This is a genomic window from Pedobacter sp. Leaf176 (genome assembly GCF_001424305.1).
In the GTDB taxonomy this organism is placed as follows: domain Bacteria; phylum Bacteroidota; class Bacteroidia; order Sphingobacteriales; family Sphingobacteriaceae; genus Pedobacter.
Window position 1 is genome coordinate 314827 of sequence record NZ_LMPD01000006.1, and the last position, 16626, is coordinate 331452.

At 41.2% G+C, this 16626-nt stretch carries 10 protein-coding genes; 2 read left to right on the forward strand and 8 right to left on the reverse strand.

Features of this window, described 5'->3' with window-relative positions; genetic code table 11:
- Nucleotides 1-59: 59 nt before the first annotated feature.
- The 4 genes from ASF92_RS17440 to ASF92_RS17460 form a co-directional block, all read right to left on the reverse strand.
- On the reverse strand, nt 60-1664 hold the full coding sequence (locus ASF92_RS17440; protein ID WP_056096216.1) for a tetratricopeptide repeat protein: 1605 nt from the start codon (nt 1662-1664) through the stop codon (nt 60-62).
- Between the two features lie 592 nt (nt 1665-2256).
- Nucleotides 2257-3165 (reverse strand): glycerophosphodiester phosphodiesterase family protein, encoded by a 909-nt coding sequence (locus ASF92_RS17450; RefSeq protein ID WP_056096222.1) that lies wholly within the window; start codon nt 3163-3165, stop codon nt 2257-2259.
- An 81-nt stretch (nt 3166-3246) separates the two neighbouring features.
- Complete coding sequence (locus ASF92_RS17455; protein WP_056096225.1) at nt 3247-4773, reverse strand: RagB/SusD family nutrient uptake outer membrane protein; 1527 nt, start codon at nt 4771-4773, stop codon at nt 3247-3249.
- 11 nt (nt 4774-4784) lie between these two features.
- Nucleotides 4785-8051 (reverse strand): TonB-dependent receptor, encoded by a 3267-nt coding sequence (locus tag ASF92_RS17460; protein ID WP_056096227.1) that lies wholly within the window; start codon nt 8049-8051, stop codon nt 4785-4787.
- 274 nt (nt 8052-8325) lie between these two features.
- On the opposite strand from ASF92_RS17460, the gene ASF92_RS17465 reads away from it, so the two are divergent.
- Both ASF92_RS17465 and ASF92_RS17470 read left to right on the forward strand, forming a co-directional pair.
- Nucleotides 8326-9591, forward strand: coding sequence for a YdcF family protein (locus ASF92_RS17465; RefSeq protein WP_082489605.1), 1266 nt, complete (start codon nt 8326-8328; stop codon nt 9589-9591).
- 1 nt (nt 9592) lies between these two features.
- Nucleotides 9593-10468 (forward strand): hypothetical protein, encoded by an 876-nt coding sequence (locus ASF92_RS17470; protein ID WP_056096230.1) that lies wholly within the window; start codon nt 9593-9595, stop codon nt 10466-10468.
- 1240 nt (nt 10469-11708) lie between these two features.
- Here the strand turns inward: ASF92_RS17470 and ASF92_RS17475 are convergent.
- The 4 genes from ASF92_RS17475 to ASF92_RS17490 form a co-directional block, all read right to left on the reverse strand.
- Nucleotides 11709-12257 carry a transposase gene (locus ASF92_RS17475; RefSeq protein WP_056096234.1) on the reverse strand — a complete coding sequence of 183 codons (549 nt, stop codon included), beginning with the start codon at nt 12255-12257 and terminating at the stop codon, nt 11709-11711.
- A gap of 393 nt (nt 12258-12650) precedes the next feature.
- Nucleotides 12651-13889, reverse strand: coding sequence for an alkaline phosphatase family protein (locus ASF92_RS17480; protein ID WP_056096236.1), 1239 nt, complete (start codon nt 13887-13889; stop codon nt 12651-12653).
- A gap of 9 nt (nt 13890-13898) precedes the next feature.
- Nucleotides 13899-14825 carry a metallophosphoesterase gene (locus ASF92_RS17485; RefSeq protein ID WP_231729855.1) on the reverse strand — a complete coding sequence of 309 codons (927 nt, stop codon included), beginning with the start codon at nt 14823-14825 and terminating at the stop codon, nt 13899-13901.
- Nucleotides 14825-16615: a RagB/SusD family nutrient uptake outer membrane protein gene (locus ASF92_RS17490; RefSeq protein ID WP_056096240.1), complete on the reverse strand. Its 1791-nt coding sequence runs from the start codon at nt 16613-16615 to the stop codon at nt 14825-14827. The genes ASF92_RS17485 and ASF92_RS17490 overlap by 1 nt, the downstream gene beginning before the upstream one ends.
- Nucleotides 16616-16626 lie beyond the last annotated feature (11 nt).

Below are 16626 nucleotides of genomic sequence, written 5' to 3' on the forward strand. Positions count from 1 at the left end.
AAATTGTTAAGTAGTATAAACAAGAAGAATACCTGATTTCAGCGATCGGGATGTAACGCTCAAAGCGCCTGAATAAACGCGGATAAATTATCGCCCTGAGTCAAATTCAGCTTTTTTCGTAAACGGTATCGGGATACCCTTAAACTGTCTGTTGATATACCGAGTAAAGTAGAAATGTCTGCTGAATCAAGGTTCATTTTTAGCAGCGCAATTAAGCGCATGTCTGCAGAAGTGAGTTCGTTACTGAATTTTTTGAGCTGCTCTAAAAACTGATGATGCACCTGCTCAAAAGCCAGGGTAAATTCTTTCCAGTTTCGTTCGTGGTTAAAACTTTGATTAATTTCAGTCAGCATCTGGTTCATTTGCTTTTTCTGGTCACGCTTATCATCCTTTACCATGGCCTGCAAGGTATTGCGGAGTTTCTCGAGAAATTGGTTGTTTTTAATCAGGTTTAGCGTATGAGTGGATAACTCGCGGCTTTTAACTTCCAGTTGCTGCTTTAGGTTTTGCTCTTCAAGTTTCAGGTTCTTAAGCGCTAAACTGGTTAAATCGTGTTCAATATCTTTTTGTTTAGCTAACATTTGCTGGTCTCTAAGCTTGAAACGTTGTCTGCTAAACATAACAAATCCTAAAACAACAGTTAGCAACACGACAATGGTGGCAGAAAATGCAATAATGCGATTGACTTTTCTATCATTTTGTAGTTTACTAATCTCGTCTGATTTTTTATTGATATCATAAAGCACCTGCAAAAATGCAACTTGCCTGGCGCCATCTTCAGAATACAAATCGATAGTGTATTTATAGCCTAATTTAACATAGTGATAGGCACTATCCATTTGATTCATGAGTTCGTAGGCCTTGCCTAAGTCTCTACAGCAAGAGGCCAACTGGTATATATTGCCTAACCTTTCTGCAAGTTGCATCGCATGCTGTGTCTCAGTAATGCTTTCCCTGTATTTCCCGGTTTTGCGTAAAATATCACCAAGGTTATTAATTACCTCAATACTACCAGATTCATTATGAGATTTTTGGTACAGGTAAAGTGATTTTTTAAAGTGCTGAGCAGCAAGATCATACTTTTCCAAATCTTCATAAATACTTCCCAGATTCTCATAAATTTTAGCTGCCCCGTTAACATCTTTAGTACTTTCATTTACTTTTAAGGCCAGGTTTTGATAATAAAATGCGCTGTCATATTGTTGCCGTTTTTCGTAAAGCTGACCGATATGTCCAAAAACCGTGGCCTGCCCTTTTAAGTCATTTTGTTTCTTATAAATGTTCAATGCCAGCGCGTAATTTTTCATCGCTTTATCTGGCTGCTTGATGTAGTAATACAGTACGCCAATATCGCACAGATTTGCCGCGATTGATAAGGACCTGTTGTTGTTACTAAAGATCTTGTCTGCCTTTAAAAAGAAATCTAATCCCTGACTAAAATGTCCCTGATGGTAACATACCTTCCCCATCTGCCGCAAACATTCGCCCTCTAAAACCGCATTATTACTTTCGATTGCTTTGGCATATATTATTTTTAAATCGACCAGTGATTCGACTGGATTTTTCGATTGCTGCTCTGAGAAAACCTGTAACTCTTTTTCCTGAGGATGAGCGTTATAAGCTAAAATAAATAATATCAATAAAGCAACAACAGATTTGACCATGCGAAACAATTTTTCGCAAAGAAAGCGTGTACAGGTTAAGTTAATGTTAAGACAGAAGGAAGAAAGCGCCTGTATCAAAAAGATTCAGGCTAACTCGGAGATTTAATTGGGAATCCTATTGCTATTGCAAAGCGCTTTAAGATTCCCGCCTGCGCGAGAATGACGGGAACCTGATAAGTCGTCATTCCCAATTTAATTGGGAACCACGATTGCTCATGAATGCCTTTGAAGAAAGGAAAACCTATGAATAACCCTAATGCTATTGCAAAGCGCTTTAAGTTTCCCGCCTGCGCGAGAATGACGGGAACCTGATAAGTCGTCATTCTCAATTTAATTGGGAACCACGATTGCTCATGAATGCCTTTGAAGAAAGGAAAACTTATGAATAATCCTAATGCTATTGCAAAGCGCTTTAAGTTTCCCGCCTGCTCGAGAATGAAGGGGGAAACGAAATAAATTGTGACTTTAAAGCTAAATTTTAATTTGACACAGCCTCTTCTGTGATTTACCGATAGGTAAAATCAAACACATGGTGGTTGAAAGAGCGCAAACAGCCATTTGCTTATTAAAGCTAAATTCGATAAATAGTAAGCTACTTTGCGTGGAATCCAGCTTGCTTTAAATAAAGTAATAATTCAGCTGGCCTGTCCGTTTGTAATATGGACGGTTTTTTTGCGATTAACCAACCCCAGCTTTCCTGTTTCAGGTTTTCTTCAACTGCCTTATCATCATCATGTCCGCCGTTTAAAGATGGCCACAAACTGTTCAGCCAAACGACCTGTTTCTTTGCAATTTCTGGAATCGTCTTTAGATTTTCTAAAGTGTCGCTACTGAAAATAGGCTGAATAATGCTTCGTTTATTTGGCAGATAACTGCTTGTAACAGCTGCTGCATCAGCTCTTTTCATATCAACCACCACCATAAGGTAAGCTTGTTCCGGAATACGCTCAGCACTTTTTAGTTTGGCATAATCGATATTATCGCCCACGTTAACAATCGATTGATTTAATGTACCTGTTTCTTCAAGTACTTTAAAAACTTCTTTAAGGTGGTCGTTACCTTTATCTACGTTGATGATGATTTTACCTTTCGCTGCCAGCATCATTTCTTTCATGGTTGGAATGCCATGCGGGGTCACCCTGCCCAAACCATTTTTTAATTTGAACTTAAGGATTTCATCAAGGGTATAATCACTAACCTTTCCTTTAGCATTTGTTGTTCTGTCGATGGTGTTGTCGTGCATCACCACCATCTGACTGTCTCTGGTCATCTTTACATCCAGCTCCATTACATCAAAGCCCTTTTCAATGCTGTTTAAAAGTGCTTTCAAGGAATTTTCAGGGGCATTTCTCCAATCGCCGCGATGCGCCGCAACTAAAATTTCCTTATTGTTCCTGTTAAAAACTGCAGCTAGCTTTTTATCCGGGTTTTGCGCTTTTAGGGAAAATGAAGCTGTAGCGAAAACTAAAAAGATAAGGGTTTTCTTTATTAATTGATTCATTTTTATAAAATAAAGGGGTTTACAAAAAATGGTGACTGACAACCAGCCACCATATTATAAGATAGGGATTAAGAATTCAATTTAATAACCAGGATTTTGATACATTTTAGCCGGGTCTAATTTCACTTCATCAAAAGGAATCGGAAAATAGCGATCCTTTGTGGTTACGTTAGACAGTTTTGCAATGCCATATGTTGCCTGTGGCTTTGCCTTTAAGTAGCTAACCAATTCTGAAGCCGTAAAATTCCGGATTAAATCGAACCACCTGTGGTGTTCAAAAGCAAGTTCAACGCGCCTTTCATGCAATATAGCCAGTTTCATCGTTGGAAAATTAGCGGCATAAACCGGATCAGTTTTAGCGACTGCGTAGAGCGGACGGCCTGCCCTGGCCCTAACCATATCCAGGTATTGTGCGGCAACGGCATCATTTCCCTGGAGGTTGGCAACTTCAGCGAGCATTAAAATCACATCAGCATAACGCATCATAATCCAATCGTTGCCACCATAACCGTTTACTGTGGCAGTCGTGCTCGCGTCGCGGAATTTGGTAATGAACCAATCTTTAACGTTTGCGTCGTTTGCATATTTTACCGAAAAGTCTTTACGTAGATCGCCAGTTTCGTATTCATTAATTAAATCCGTTTTAACATTACCGCCAATACCGGTAGAAACCTTTAATGAATTAATAGATTCTCCCCTTGCCTGGTTGTTCGCTGCAATGCTCGAACTGTAATTGATATCCCCTTGTTTATAAGAAATCTGGAAAATTAACTCTTTACAAGTCGTTTTCTTAGCCACATCAAAAACATCAGCATAAGGGATTTCAGATAAATTACCGAAACCACGCATGTTATATGCTGCCATTAAATACGTATTTGCACTAGCCAGGTTTTCTGCTTTACCAGCAGGAAGCGTGGCAGCCATAGTTAAATAAACCTTGCCTAAATAAGCGTTAATAGCCGCTTTAGAAGTACGGCCGATACCAGCAACAGGTTGGAAATTTGGCAAACCGCTGTTCAAAGCATCTTTTAAATCGGCAACAATCTGGGCATATACATCAGCTTCCGGAACCCTGAATGTACTTGCTGTTACCTCGTCGGTTGTTAGAAGCTGCTTCGTTACTAAAGGCACAGCGCCCCATTTTCTTACCAGTTCAAAATACATAATTGCCCTGATGAATTTTGCCTCTGCACTGTATGTGGCTTTATTTGCAGGTGTTGTAAAAGTAACCTTGTCGATATTGGAAAGTATCACATTACTTCTGGTTATGGATTGATAAAGTGCAAGCCAGTGCGATTTTAAATAAGAATTACTTGGCAGGAGCGAGAAATCATTAAACTGAAATGGCTCTCCCGCATTACTCTGGTTATCGTTACGGCCGGCATCATCCGAACGCTCATCCGTGAATAAGCCGCTGTTTTCGCCCATTGTATTGCTGCTTCTTAACGATTGATAAGCACCGTTTACCGCAAGCAATACGTCGTTTTCTGATTTGAAGTAATTCTCAACAATGATAGCATTGGGATTGGTTTGCTGCAGAAATTCTTTTTTACAAGAGCTTAAAGCAACAACAACGCTTAAAGCAGGAATTAAGATATATTTTTTCATTTTCGTAAATTCTAGAAAGTTAATTTAACACCAAGATTGTAGGTTCTCGCTAAAGGATAATTTCCGTAATCAACACCAGGTGTTAAGTTAGAACCTCCGCTATAATCTACCTCGGGGTTATAGCCTTTATAATCGGTGATGGTAAATGCATTGTCTACACTGGCATACACCCGAACGTTGCTTACTTTAAGTGTACTCGCTAAAGATTTAGGGAAAGTATAACCTAATGTAATGTTCGTACATCTGAAATAAGTACCGTCCTGAATGTAGAATGACGATAAACGCGTGCTGTTACTTTGCGTACCTGCGCGGGAAGCGCGGTAGTTTAAACCACTGCCCGGATTTGCTTCGTTTCTATACCTATCGGCAACATCCATATACTGGTTGCCCGAACCTTCAAAATTGTATAGGTAGTAATCCTGTCCATCTAAAACCTGGTTGCCGTAAGAGCCGTTAAATGACGCTCTTAAGTCGATGGTTTTATATGAGGTGTTTAAAGCAAAACCATAAGTGAATTTCGGATATGGTGTTCCGATAACGGTTTTATCTGCATCATTCACAATGCCGTTTCCATCCGTATCCTGGAAATACAAATCGCCAATCTTAGCCGGGTTGGTTGCAGATGCCGAAGGCGCTACTTTACCTACATTATCCGCTGTTAAACGGCCGAGTACTTTGAAACCGTAGAACATCCCTACTGGCTGGCCTTCCTGTGTAATGTGTGTCAGGTATGAACGTTCCGCCCCATTGGTCAAAATGGTACTTGCACCGCCCATATTTAACACTTCATTACGGTTTACTGCAATGTTACCGCTTAAACCAAATGTAAAATTCTCTTTCTGCACAATTCTGCCATCCACCTGAACATCAAAACCTTTGTTGCGGATTTTACTGTCGGCCAGATTGGTTAATATGGATGAAGTGCCTGAAATAGCGGAGATAGACTGATTGAACAATAAGTTATAAGAATAACTCAGGTAATAGTTGGCAATAACGGATACCCTGTTTCTGAACAAACCGATATCAGCACCGAAGTTGTATTGAGATGTAGATTCCCAGCCTAAACTACCATCCTGAATAGCATTTGGCCAGATTGCAGTTGAAATGGCGTTACCGAAAACGACACCACCGGGCGCACTCATTTCCTGTTGTGTTCTGTAATTTGGAATGTTATTGTTTCCACTCAAACCCCAGCTTGCCCTGATTTTAACTGTAGACTGTTCGCCAAGAAAATTGTGGTAGAAATCTTCTTCTGATAAACTCCAGCCAGCTGCAACAGATGGGAAGTTACCGTATTTGTTTAAAGGTCCGAATCGGGATGAACCATCACGGCGAAATGAACCCGTTAAAAAATATTTACCAGCATAATTGTAGCTGAAACGACCAAAGTACGAAAGCAAGGTATTGGCAGATTTAGCTGCGTTGTCTAAAGCAAAGAAACTTGCATCAGCGCCCTTATCTGTTATCTCACCAATATTATCGTTTTGAAAGCCCTTGGCAGAAACACGAATTAAATCACTTGTTGTTTTTTGTGCAGAATAACCGCCCAAAACATCAATTTTATGTTTACCAAAAGTCTTGTTGTAGTTTAAGGTAAACTCAGCAAGCTGATCTATCTGCTTTAAGTTTTGTGCAATGGCAGTTGCTGCTGCCAGAGATGCCGTAGAATAAGGTGGGTTATTTCCGTTACTTAAACTCGTAGGCAGGTAGAAATCATATTTCTCACTGAAAGTCTGCATACCCAGGTTTGCTTTAAAGCTTAAACCATCCAAAATTTTGTAGGATGCGTTTGCATTGTAGGTGCTTCTGTCGCCCTTTCTGGAAATTTCCAACTGCTCTACCGTTGCCAACGGATTCTCTGGGTTTTGAATACCATATATGGATGACAATGCGCCCATACCAAATTGGATCGGATTGCCATTGGCATCTCTTGCAGGTAAGTACGGAAGGTAAATCAAGGCAGACATCATCGGACTTAAATCGTAACGGCCTTCGCGAACCTCTCGGTTGTTGTTTTGCGTGTACGATACATTTGCACCAACATGTAAGCGCTCACTCACGTTGCCATCGATATTTGCCCGGAAATTAATCACTTTTTGATTCGTGTTGGTTACGATACCATTGTTGTTCTGATAGCCCCCGCTCATAAAATACTTCATGTCTTTATTTCCGCCAGAAAAGGAAAGGTTATGGCGTTGAAATGCGGCATTTCTATACAGCTCGTCCTGCCAGTCGGTATTGTATTTTGCGGGAATTGCCTGTTGAGTAGAAAAATTATATAAATCGGTCGGGATGCTTACACTGCTTCCATTTCCAACATTGGCAATACGAGTTGCATTGTTGTCGCCGAACATCGCATCGTTCCAGGTTTTGCCTGAATTAACCCATAAATCTTTATAAGCGTTGTTACGGCCATCGATAAGCAACTGAATAAACTGGTCTGCATCGAGCAATTTAACTTTTTTCGCCAGCTGAGAGATACCGCCCTGAACATCATATTCAAAACGGCCTTTGCCATCCTGACCTCTTTTCGTTGTGATTAAAACTACCCCACCCGATGCCCTTGAACCATAAATTGCCGCCGAAGCCGCATCTTTCAGGATATCGATGCTTTCAATGTCTTCCGGATTTATGGCTACGTTATTTCCTGCCGGATAACCATCAATTACGTATAATGGATCGGAACTCGCGTTAATTGAGCCAATACCGCGAACCCTGATTTTGGTACCTGCATAAGGCGCACCGCTCGTTTGCGAAACCTGCACACCAGCAACCTTACCTACCAAAGCCTGACCAACCGTTGGCGATGTTAAGTTCATTTCACTGGCTTTAACACTGCTGATGGCACCGGTTACATCAGATTTTCTTATTTTTTGGTAACCAATGGCAACGACTTCATCAAGGTTATTGCTGCTTTCTTTAAGGATAATATTAAGCGTTCTGCTTGCAGAAACTGAAACCTCCCGCGCATCGTAACCAATAAATGAAAACACTAAAGTTGCCGTTTCATCAAGTGAAATGGAATATTTACCGTTACCATCTGTTACTGTCGTTTTCTTTGTCTTTTTATCATAAATGCTCACTCCAGGAAGTGGCTGCTGTTTATCATCGGTTACAGTACCGCTCACCGTAAAAGCGAATTTGTTTTTTAGGACCGCTACGTTGCTGTAAGGGCCTGAAGCCAGAACCGGCGTATTACAAATTGCCAGTAATCCAATCGGCAAAAGTAATTTTCTACAGCTACGCTGAATACCTGCATTGAAAAAAAATGATGTCATCTTTTAATTGTTAGTAGTAATGTTGAATAATCTGTGGTTTAATGTTCAAGAATGTATTTGGAAATTTACATAGGCCCGCATTTTCGTTGCGCCAAAATTAGGTGTGTACTTTTAACACTATGTATCGCGAGTGTTAAGTCTGTGATCAGCTTTTGGAGTAATTAGCCGGTTATTGCAGTGAATACGGCTATTACCTTGGTTTATGCCCGGTAGAATTTAATGTAGCTTTAATGTTATCTTAACGGAACTTATCTAGCTTGCGAAAATTTATTTCATGAGAATAACAGTTTCACTCCTGCTGCTCTGGCTGTTTCTATTCCAGGCAAAAGCACAACAACGTACAGCCCTTCCATCCTACCATTTAGTTGTTGGGAAAGGGGAATCTTACAACCCTTATATCCAGTCTAAAAATTATTACCTGCTTACGCTGATGCAGGAATTGCCCGACTTAAGAAAGACTGTAGCGGATGATGAAGTATTCCAAAAGCTTTTAAAGGATAAAACCTCGAATGCAGCAAATGCATTGAAAACCTGTGGCAGGGACATTAGCTGTTACGCAAGCGCGATAAAGTTTAGCGAATCTGAAATTCAGTCCATCAGGGAGCGCTTAGTCGCTTTATATAAGCAAGACAACGCTTTTGGAAAAACCTTGAAAACTCATTTATTGCCTTCCGGTTGTTATGGCCTGTTACGCGATTTACCGGAAAAAGAGATTCTGGCCAAAGCCTGGGAACAGGATGCCAGGGCCGTTAATTATGACATAGGTGTTTATGTGGAAGGCAAGAAACCAAATTACCCTAAAATAGATTCCATTGCTTTTAGCGTGAAGGATAAAGAATTCACCGAACTTATTGCTTCGAATTTAACGCTCAATAGCAATGGCAATGAAAAGCTATTCTTTGAGCCTTCCATGAATTTCGCTCTAGGTGCCCTGGAGTTGAATAGCCGGTTAGAAGCGGCAGATTTTGAACCGCTGCTGACGGGCGAAAATCAACCGGCAATTACACAGCTAAAAAAAACCAATTTCAACAATTTCAAATACAGTGTAATCCTTGTTCCCGGTGCGGGTCCGGAAGATAAGGAAACCGAGTTAAGTGCCGGTGGAATGATACGCTGCCGAATTGCGGCTGTTCAGTACTTTAAAGGTATGGCACCTTTTATTGTAGTTTCCGGCGGTAGGGTTCATCCGTATAAAACAAAATACAACGAAGCGTATGAAATGAAAAAGTTTATGGTCAACACATTGCATGTACCCGAAAATGCGGTAATCATGGAGCCGCATGCCAGGCACACCACTACAAACCTGCGCAATTGTGTCCGCCTGATCTTCCGCTATGGTATGCCGATGGATAAGCCCGGTTTAATAAGTACCACAAAATCGACCATTCCATACATCGCCGGTGTACTTGCCGAACGCTGTAAAAAAGAACTTGGCTACTACCCTTACAAAATCGGGCAAAAGCTAAGCGATACCGAAGTCGAATTCTTTCCGAACAGTATGTCATTACAAATCGATTTTGACGAACCTCTAGACCCTTAATATGAAAATCTTTAATACAATAATCTTATCTGCGCTGCTCATAAGCACACTTAATTACGAGCCCATCTCCGGAAACATTACAAAAACCTTTACAATCGATTCTTTAGGCGCCTGCCAGGGCATATCCCATCAAAACGGAAAATATTTTCTATATGGCGACCGGGAAGTCGGCGTAATGCGGGAATATGCTTTAGAACACGATTCATTAATCTATCAGAACAAAGAATACCGCTTTACCATAAAAGGCGAAAATGTAATTAAGCACCCTACCGGGATTGCCTTTATAAAAGGTATGCCCACCTTTATTGGAAATTCGGTACGCCAAAATGCCGAAGGTACCTTGTGGAAAGCCATGATATATGCAATTGACTGGCAGGGATTTCTAAAAAGCAAAACTTTAGATGGTAATTTATTGCAAACCATAGAAGATGATGCCTGCATTCAGGGTACCCGACCTGAATACGTAAAACACAAAGGAAAATGGTTCATGGCAACGGCCGACTATGGAAATAAGGCAAACGAAGTTCGTTTATATCATGCCGACAAACTTGCCAAAGCAACCAAAACAAGCGAAGCAGGATTACTTTACAAAAAGTTCACTTGCTCACCGTGGGTGCAAAACCTACATTTTATCGAGGATAAAGGCATTCTGGTATTGGTCCAAAATCAAATTGAAGGCCGCAAGTGGCGGCTTACCTTTTTAGATTTAGATAAATCCGTGGCCAGCGGCCGTGAAGAAGTGATAAAAGTTATAGACACAGATAAGGCAGATGAGCTGGAAGGCTTTACACTAACAGACAAGGAAAACAAGGGCATTGCAGTGAGTTCTTCACGGAAGAGTAATGTTAGCATGGTTAGCCTAGCCTGGAGAAAGTAAGTTTTAATGGATTTAGTCCTCTGGCGCAAGTGTCCCCCTTGTGACTATTATTTAAAAAATAACTAATTATGATCTGATTAAGTTTTTTAAAAACTAAGTATCGTGTGTTATGTAAAATATGCTAGCCCTTTTTATCACAAGCGGGACGCTTGCGCTAGATGAGTGGAAAGTATAAATCTGCTCTGGCGCAAGCGTCCCGCTTGCGACTATTATTTAAAAAATAACTAATTATGATCTGATTAAGTTTTTTAAAAACTAAGTATGGTGTGTTATGTAAAATATGCCAGCCCTTTCTATCACAAGCGAGACGCTTGCGCTAGATGAGTGGAAAGCATAAATCTACTCTGGCGCAAGCGTCTCGCTTGTGACTATCATTTAAAAAATAACTAATTATGATCTGCTTAAGTTTTTTAAAAAACTAAGTATTGTGCGTTATGTAAAATATACTAGCCCTTTTTATCACAAGCGGGACGCTTGCGCTAGATGAGAAAGTAAGTTTTAATGGATTTAGTCCTCTGGCGCAAGCGTCCCGCTTGTAACTATCATTTAAAAAATAACTTATTATGATCTGGTTAAGTTTTTTAAAAAACTAAGTATTGTGCGTTATGTAAAATATACTAGCCCTTTTTATCACAAGCGGGACGCTTGCGCTAGATGAGTGGAAAGCATAAATCTACTCTGGCGCAAGCGTCCCGCTTGTGACTATCATTTAAACAAGCGGGACGCTTGCGCTAGATGAGTGGAAAGCATAAATCTACTCTGGCGCAAGCGTCCCGCTTGTGACTATCATTTAAAAAATAACTAATTATGATCTGATTAAGTTTTTTAAAAACTAAGTATCGTGTGTTATGTAAAATATGCCAGCCCTTTTTATCACAAGCGGGACGCTTGCGCTAGATGAGAAAGTAAGTTTTAATGGATTTAGTCCTCTGGCGCAAGCGTCCCGCTTGTGACTATCATTTAAAAAATAACTTATTATGATCTGGTTAAGTTTTTTAAAAAACTAAGTATTGTGCGTTATGTAAAATATACTAGCCCTTTTTATCACAAGCGGGACGCTTGCGCTAGATGAGTGGAAAGCATAAATCTACTCTGGCGCAAGCGTCCCGCTTGTGACTATCATTTAAAAAATAACTAATTATGATCTGGTTAAGTTTTTTTAAAAAACTAAGTATCGTTTGTTATGTAAAACATGCTAGCCCTTTTTATCACAAGCGGGACGCTTGCGCTAGATTGAAAACTAAGTAATTAATTTAATATCAATCAGGCCTTTAAAACCTGAGTAATCTCTTGCGCTACTATATAAATAATGCATTGGTTCATCTACGATTCCGGAGACAACCGGATTGTTGTGAAGGTAATCAAGCTTTTGTTCTATCATGTAATTATCCCATAGTTCGATAGGATGATTATTCTGCTGCCAAAATTGGAAGTTTTCGTTATTGCTGTTTTTACTACCTGCTCTTTTCATCATCCAAAGCAACCATTCCTTCCTGCTTTCAACAGGATTTTCTGCTATCGATTTTCTTAAACATTTTGATGTGAAACTTTTAAAATCTCTAATAATATCTTCCATTTTTTCACCGTTAGAACCGATAATCAAGTGAACGTGGCTGGTCATAATACACCAAGCATAAATCTCCAAACCCTTCTGCCGCTGGCAGTATTTTAAATTATCGACCAGGATATCTTTGTATTCATTTCTTATAAATACATCCAACCAATGAACCACAGAAAAGCTGATAAAATATAACTTTGTCTGGTCCCGGATTTTATATTTTGAACTCATTATCTAAATATAAAAATTATAGATCAATTTTAAGTAGCAATTTGATCTAGTCTGGTTCTAGTCTGGCGCAAGCGTCCGCTTGTGACGTATATTATCAAAACTAATTATTAAYACTTTTYTTGTTAARCACAAGCGGGACGCTTGCGCTAGATATGGTCTATAAAAGTGCTCTGGCGCAAGCGTCCCGCTTGTGACGTATAWTATTAAAAATAATTATTAATACTTTTCTTGTTAAGCACAAGCGGGACGCTTGCGCTAGATATGTGATTGGGAATCCTAATGCTATTGCAAAGTGCTTTAAGATTCCCGACTACGCGAGAATGACGAGTTTTTTTTGCAGTAAATGAGATCAACTCGCCTCAAGCTAATACCAGATCAACTAAATAACTTACCTTATTTAACCATTATCCACTTATTCAGCATATTATCCGGCGCTTCCAACACGATTTTATAAAAATCCGATGGGTATTGGCTCAAGTCTGCTAAATAATGCTGCTGACTAATATCTACCTCTCCTAACAATTTGTAATCGTCGGCCGTACCGGTTTTAAAATTGTTGGTTGTAGACAACCAAATCTTTACCTTCCCCGTTTTTTCGAGCGCTTTCCAACTGATGTCTAAATGCTTTTGAACATAATTGGCTTTCAAAGCCGTTATCGATACCGGACCAATAAAGGGTGTACCATCAACCTCCTGTTCTACGGTTTTTGGAAACTTCACATTAAGGTAACGTGCGATTGAAGGCATAATATCAACCACGCCAAGGTCGAAATATTTAGCATAAGTATTCAAATTCTTATAATTGCTCACCATCCAGGTAGAACGCTGGCGATCCGATTGCCCGCCATGTCCGCGACCGGTTTTTTCATCCCGTCCGTGGTCGGTGGTAATGACCATTAACCAGTCTTCATTAAATTTAGATTGCCTGTAGTTTATCGCATCGAATATTTTACCCATTTGTTCATCGAGCATTTTAATGCCCTTGTGAAACTCCGGACTATCGCCGAACTGGTGCCCCATATCATCCGTATATTCCAGGTATACCCAGGAAAGGTCAGGTGCTTTAGTCTGAATCGTTGCAACGGCCTGCTTTACCACTTCCTCATCAATCAGGTGCATGTAATCGGCTTTTTTATCGTGCTTGAAGCGTATGGTGTCCAGCTCAAAACCATCTGCAACATAATCCGGTTTAAAGTTTCCGGTTTCAACGAGCCCATCGCCCAAAAGCTTTGTCCTGTTGTCTGTCCAACTGGAGAATATAGCCGTTTTCTTAGCCGGATATTGACTCTTAAAAAGTCTGAAGATGTGCTGATAATTGTAATTCGGTGCTTTGATGGCGTTATCGGGTACGTTGTGTTTATTAACCCAGGTTCCTGTCAATAAACTATTGTAACCCACAGCAGAAATGGTTGGCGTTTCGTTGTAGGTACCTTTATCGCCACCTACGTGCATGCGAGAATAGGAACCAGCCTGAATTATCCTTTTGAAATTTGGCAGGTCTAAGCGTTCCAATACATCGGCGGGAATGCCATCTGCGATAACATACACCACTTTTTTAGTTTTGATTTTCTGGGCTTCGGCAGAAATTGAAATCAGGGCGAAACAGCAAAAAATAATCGTTCTTAAATACATCTTTTTCAATTATAATTTATGAGGATAATAGTCATTTTCCACGCGCCCATCTTCGTACAATTTAAGGAGCGCATAGCCCGGCGGCGTTTCCTGGTAGAAACCGGCGCCCGCAGATTCCGCATCGCCCTTGCCCCACCAAAAACCACTCATCGCGCCATTGCAGCAATACTGAATGCCGTTGTAAACACTATGGTCCGAAAGGTGGTTGTGGCCACTCAGGCAAATCCGCACCTTATCCTTGTGCTTGTAGAATAAATCTTTTAAGCGCTTACAATCCGAATGTCCGCCGCCAACGAGTACCTGTGTGGTACCGAGAATAGGGTAATGCGACATCAGCAAAGCAAAAGAACCAGCGGGTATTTGCGCTAAGGTCTGCTCCAGCCAAAGAAATTGCACCTCATCAAGCGAAATCTTGCTGTTGTTCCCATCTAACACAATGAAGTGCCAGTTCTTTTTACGGAAACTATAATATCGGGCCGGTATCTTCAGTCGCTTCACCACATAATCTTTTCCATACATTTCATCGGTTTTGCCGGGTGCCTTCCACCAAATATCATGGTTACCAAGGCAACTATAGATTTCATACTTGCCAATTACTGAAATGCAATCATCCCAAATGCGCCACTGTTCCGTAACCTGGTCGCGGATGACGTTATCATAGGAAGCATCGTTAATGGAATCGCCTCCATTCAGGAAGAAATCAACCTGATGTTTACTGATAATCTGTTTCAGGCAGGCCTTAAATCTCTCCGGGGCCTTATCTCCCGGCCGGATGTGCACGTCTGTAATGTGCGGCACGGTTAGTACAGGTTTCTCCGTTGCAGGCGCCCCCATAATCCCGGCTGAAGCAATAGCCGGGATTGATGGAGCAATTGCAGCACCTGCCGATAAGCCAAGCGCTTTAATCAGCGAACGTCTGTTCATCTTAGTTTTCATTACCAGCCAAAAATTTGAGTCAGTTTCGGATTCAAGGCCACCTGTTGCTGGGGAACCGGACGGTAATAATACTTCGGCTCCTCGAAAATGCGGGTTACATTCTCTGTAACGATGTTTCCGCCTGCATTTCCATTTTTAAGGTAAACAGTCGCATCCGTACCGATGGTTCCTGCCCTGTAGTAAATGAGTTTGACGCCCAATGAGTTTTTCTCTTTCTGATCTTCCCCTGGTATGGTCGCCGTCCGGTCGATAAGTGCAATATCGTCTATCCCATCCCCGGTTAGGTCATATTTCCCTAAGCCACTAAAGTACATGCCTTCAGGACTTTTTGTTAATAATTTACCCGCTTTCCACCGCATTAAATCATCATAGCGCATGTTTTCGAATGCGTACTCCACCCTGCGTTCCCTTCTAATTTCCAGTAACAGACCAACATTGGCCGTTACATTAGGGTATTGCTGCACTAACATTGGGTCCGGATTACCATTAGCTGCAAACAGGTTTAAATCCGGTAAGCCTGCTCTCCTGCGCAGTAAGTTCACAGATTCATCCAGGTTGGCCTGCGTTAAGGTGCCGAGTTCAGCAAGTGCTTCCGCATAAGTTAGCAAAACCTCCGCATAGCGGTAAACCGGAAAATCGACACCATTCAGCGTAGCATTATCCGTGCTGTTCACATAGCCTTTAAGCTGGTGGTAGCCCGTAAAGTTTTTGTTGAGGCGTTGGATATAAGGCGTGGCATCCGGAACCCTGATCCATCCCGGGTAAACCATCGTTTGCGACAACCTTGGGTCGCGGTTTTTGAATTCCGCAACGAAACCCATTTGATTATAATTTGCAAGACTGGTGAAGCGGCTTCCGTCACGCATCAGGTAGGTTTGCAATAAATCTTTTGCCGGTGCCTGTTCATAATCGCCAAATACGGTTGAATTCACATTCTGGCTTTTGCTTTTATTCAGGTCGAAAATGTTAACCAGTATCACTTCGGTGTTGGTGGTCAAATCCTGCGATGAAAAAAGTGTACCATAGTCCTGTTCCGGTTTTCCGGTGTTATAAATTGAAAACTTTTTGCTTGCCATCAGTTCGCCTGCAACTCGTGCCGCTGTCTGTAAAAAAGTGTTGGCCGTATTGCTAAGGTTCAGTTCACTATGGTATTTGCGGTAAGTACCTTCATAAAGGGCTGCCCTGGAATATAAAGTGGCTACCGCCCATTTACCAGGTGTTCCCACCGGAACAGATTCCCTTACATTTTTGTAGGCATAATCTAAATCAGCCATTATGCTGTCGGCCACTAAAGCCCTGGCATCACGCGGTTTATACAATTCTGCATCACCGGGTTCAAGGGTTCCAGAATACCATGGCACATCAGAAAAACGCTTCATTTTGTCGAGATAAAATTCAGCCCTGTAATACCTTGCCAAACCAGCATAATGGCTTTTTACAGCAGCAGAAACCTGTGCTTTACCACAGTTTTCCAGGAAATAATTGATGTTTCGCAACCTTGTCCAGCTCCATCCTGTGGTTATGTTCTGCGCATTGGTATTGCCGGCCATAATGTTTTTTACTTCTACCGCTGCAGTTGTTGCCACATTATCCGTACTCTGATCATTGAGGTAGCTGCCGCGGTCGGGCTGCGAAATTAATCCGTTTACGTAAAGCGACAGATCACTTTCGGTATTGAAAAACAGGTTCGGGGATATGGAGGTTTGCGGTAAACGATCCAGACCATTCTTTTTGCATGCTGCGACTGTTGTTAGTGCGGCAATAGCGATTATATATAAATGCTTTTTCATCTGATGGGGTT

Excerpts from the sequence above, each read along its gene's own strand:
- ASF92_RS17440 (WP_056096216.1), bottom strand. The coding sequence starts at position 1,664 with ATGGTCAAATCTGTTGTTGCTTTATTGATATTATTTATTTTAGCTTAT.
- ASF92_RS17450 (WP_056096222.1), bottom strand. The coding sequence starts at position 3,165 with ATGAATCAATTAATAAAGAAAACCCTTATCTTTTTAGTTTTCGCTACA.
- ASF92_RS17455 (WP_056096225.1), bottom strand. The coding sequence starts at position 4,773 with ATGAAAAAATATATCTTAATTCCTGCTTTAAGCGTTGTTGTTGCTTTA.
- ASF92_RS17460 (WP_056096227.1), bottom strand. The coding sequence starts at position 8,051 with ATGACATCATTTTTTTTCAATGCAGGTATTCAGCGTAGCTGTAGAAAA.
- ASF92_RS17465 (WP_082489605.1), top strand. The coding sequence starts at position 8,326 with ATGAGAATAACAGTTTCACTCCTGCTGCTCTGGCTGTTTCTATTCCAG.
- ASF92_RS17470 (WP_056096230.1), top strand. The coding sequence starts at position 9,593 with ATGAAAATCTTTAATACAATAATCTTATCTGCGCTGCTCATAAGCACA.
- ASF92_RS17475 (WP_056096234.1), bottom strand. The coding sequence starts at position 12,257 with ATGAGTTCAAAATATAAAATCCGGGACCAGACAAAGTTATATTTTATC.
- ASF92_RS17480 (WP_056096236.1), bottom strand. The coding sequence starts at position 13,889 with ATGTATTTAAGAACGATTATTTTTTGCTGTTTCGCCCTGATTTCAATT.
- ASF92_RS17485 (WP_231729855.1), bottom strand. The coding sequence starts at position 14,825 with ATGAAAACTAAGATGAACAGACGTTCGCTGATTAAAGCGCTTGGCTTA.
- ASF92_RS17490 (WP_056096240.1), bottom strand. The coding sequence starts at position 16,615 with ATGAAAAAGCATTTATATATAATCGCTATTGCCGCACTAACAACAGTC.